Origin of the sequence: Planktothrix sp. FACHB-1355, assembly GCF_014748295.1 — a bacterium.
GTDB lineage: Bacteria > Cyanobacteriota > Cyanobacteriia > Cyanobacteriales > Aerosakkonemataceae > Aerosakkonema > Aerosakkonema funiforme_A.
Genome location: NZ_JACJUP010000916.1, coordinates 1 through 2924, shown reverse-complemented (window position 1 = coordinate 2924; position 2924 = coordinate 1). Strand labels below are relative to the sequence as shown.

Annotated in this window: 4 protein-coding genes and 1 pseudogene; 1 reads left to right on the top strand and 4 read right to left on the bottom strand. The window is 46.1% G+C overall.

Translation table 11 applies throughout. The features are described from left to right. From H6S82_RS26920 to H6S82_RS26905, 4 genes are all read right to left on the bottom strand, one after another. On the bottom strand, positions 1-391 hold a 391-nt coding region (locus H6S82_RS26920; protein WP_191057009.1), incomplete at its 3' end, for a DNA cytosine methyltransferase. 205 nt (positions 392-596) lie between these two features. Further along, a complete protein-coding gene (locus H6S82_RS26915) occupies positions 597-818 on the bottom strand; it encodes a hypothetical protein (protein ID WP_190469230.1) in 222 nt (73 codons plus the stop codon). Positions 819-883: 65 nt separating this feature from the next. Next, on the bottom strand, positions 884-1759 hold the full coding sequence (locus H6S82_RS26910) for an ImmA/IrrE family metallo-endopeptidase (protein ID WP_190469226.1): 876 nt from the start codon (positions 1757-1759) through the stop codon (positions 884-886). Positions 1760-1762: 3 nt separating this feature from the next. Beyond that, positions 1763-2131, bottom strand: a complete 369-nt coding sequence (locus tag H6S82_RS26905) for a helix-turn-helix transcriptional regulator (protein WP_190469224.1) — start codon at positions 2129-2131, stop codon at positions 1763-1765. Between the two features lie 267 nt (positions 2132-2398). On the opposite strand from H6S82_RS26905, the pseudogene H6S82_RS26900 reads away from it, so the two are divergent. Then, positions 2399-2924: pseudogene (locus H6S82_RS26900) on the top strand (hypothetical protein); the annotation flags it as partial.

Below are 2924 nucleotides of genomic sequence, written 5' to 3'. Positions count from 1 at the left end.
CAAAAACTGAATGGTGTTTTAATTGAAGAACATTTTCCATTGAAATAATATCAGGTTCGCATTCTTCAATTAGACGAGCAAAATCTTGCAATAGCTTCCACTTCGACTGTCGATCGTTATAACGTCTTGAATAACTTGAAAATGGCTGACAAGGGGCGCATCCTGCTAATACTTTAATACTGCTTCCAGAAAAATGTTCTGCTAAATCAAAACCGCTGACATTTTCCACATCTTGCAATATGAATTTTGCTTTGTTATTGTGTTCGTAGGGAAACTTACACGCGGGATCGATATCATATCCAGCTTTGACTGGAAGACCTGCTTGCTCAAATCCATGCGTTAGTCCTCCAGCACCACAAAACAAATCGACTGTAGAGATGCTTCTAGCCATTCACTCCCTCTTGTTAGGATATCCGATCCAACGGGGTAGTCTAGCGTATTTGAATACGAACTACAAGATAGCGAGTTACCACATTACTTCTTAAGTACAAGCCCACAGATAACCTTGAAGGCAACTTAACTTTGAATGCTAACAGACAAGTTTCAAGTAAACCCCCAAACCTCAAACACCCTTTTTACATTCTAGATCGGTAAGACTATCCGAATTCCACTTCATCAAATTTCGATCGAACTTCCCCAAGATCTCTAGTCGCCCACCGCAAAGCCTCTACCTGCCCTTGAGTTACCTTAACTGCCTTGGGAAGCCCAAATTCTCCTTGCGATCGAAGCAAACCCATCCATCCTATCAAAGCACAGACACCCAACGTCGTCAACAGGATACCCACCGCAAGTACCAAAGAACGTGCAGGTGTCGCCACTTTTGTCAAGTCCGTCTCACGAACCAGAGAATTGACCGCTTATCAACGGATAATTATAGCAGCCACTAAATTTCAGTCAAACGCAACAGAGATAATACACAATATTTATCTCCAATTTGAATAGGCATCGCTTCTACAAAGCAATTAATAAAACCCCAACCTAAATGAATCATTTCCATGCCGTTGTAGGGTTGTCCGCTAACATAAGCGTAGGAAATTAATGAGTTGTGGGGAATAGATTTATCTTTGGGAATAAAACCGCCATGCCAATCTTTTGTTTGCGTTCGCCACCAGACGCGCAGCTTTTTTTGCGGTTGGGGTAATAATGAGGAAAGTCCGGAAAGTCCTTTCACTTCTTTTGGTTTGAGGGCGCAATGCCACATGACTAAGGCATAATTGCCTGACCCCTGCTGCATCATTCGCACTAAGGTTGCGAGGAGGGATGTTTGGTAGAGTTTGGCTAGCGATCGCCCACTTGCCAAGGATATCCCCAAATCTTTCATCCGTGGTAAAAAAGACGACTCTGGCATCAGTAAATCTGCTGCGCCGCGATCGCACAATCGCTCTTTGCGATCGCCACTCCAATTCGGGCAAAACCTGCCCTGTTCCTGCGCGTCGAACAGCAGTTCCATCAGCTCGTGTCCCTCCGTGAAGCGCTGCCGCACGATCGGGTCATTTTCCTTGATTAAAATGATACCCGTGCGGCTATCAACTAAGATGCCTTGCTGTTCGTCCAAAGGCGCACGCAGAGGTGTGGGAATGCCAAAGTGTCGGTAGATACATTCCAAGTCTATCGGAGGCGCATCGCTCAACCCGGATTCCGATCGCAGGAACTCCACATAGCGCCACACATCCTCCTCGCTGCGGACTGCGCCGTAGCGAGCTAAAAACGCCTCTCCCGGATGGCGGTAGGGTTGAGCGGCTGGTGGAACCTCACGCACTATTTATTTTCCAACGGTCATTTTGATGACGTTATACAGCAGTTCCCATTTCTCAGGAGTCGTGGGTTGCTGACCTCGGTATTTTAAACGAGCCAGCATGATAACGTCATCGGGCGGTAATTCCGCTTTTTTGGCAAATTCAGCCAAACTAACGGGAATATCTCCGCTTTCTACAGGTTTTTCCGCCGGATCGCTTTTTAATCCCAAAACCGAGGTAAGCCGCTCCATCAGTTGCCAGGAGAGGTTTGTGGCTTGTCCCCGTTCGATTTGGGACAGGTAGTTGCGGGAAATCCCGACTTTATCGGCGAGTTCTTGCTGGCTCAGTCCTTCTTGGCGGCGGCGATCGCGCACTTTTAAAGCAAATTCATCCATAAGCAGTCTGGGGTCAGGCTTTGACAACTAAAGTTTACAATTTTTGTCTTTACATCTTGCATATCCAGAAAAATGGTGTTAGAGTAGTAAACAAGAAACGCAAACCACAGTTTGCATCTCACTACTACTCTAGCAGGAAAAAGCATAACCTCAAACATCGATCGATGATTTGCAACGGTTATGTTTACAAAGTCGTTCACTGTTCATTGTGCATTGCAATGAACCGCGAACAAGGGATGTTTTGCAGTTTTGAACAAGGAATTGCATATGAATCAAATTGCAGCCAAAGATAGTAAAGCGAAGATTCAAGAAGCATTCGAGCAAATTTTAACGCAACGGCGAAATGTTGCCTCGCGAGTCGCTACAAAAGAAGAAGAAGCCGAAAAAGAGAAAAACCGCACAGTTCTAGAAACGGTTTCGCAGTACACAGCAGATAGTATTGTGCGAGGACTGGCGGATCTGCAATTGGAATTCGGCAATACTATTACCGGACTTTCCACGCGGTTAACAACAGAAACCGCCAAGTTGGACGAACTCAAACGTGCGATCGCAATTGCCACCCAAAACTTGCAAGAACTCCAGCAAACTCGCGTAGTTGCGGATGCACTTTACCTGTTGACACAGGAACATCAGGAAACTTTGCGATCGCTGGAACAACGCGCCGCGAACGATCGGGAAAGCTTGGAAAAGGAAATCGTCGAAAGCCGCAAAATTTGGCAGCGGGAACAGGAAGAATTTGACGCCAATCTCAACGAAGGAAACGAACTGCTGCAACGCGATCGCACCAAGCAAG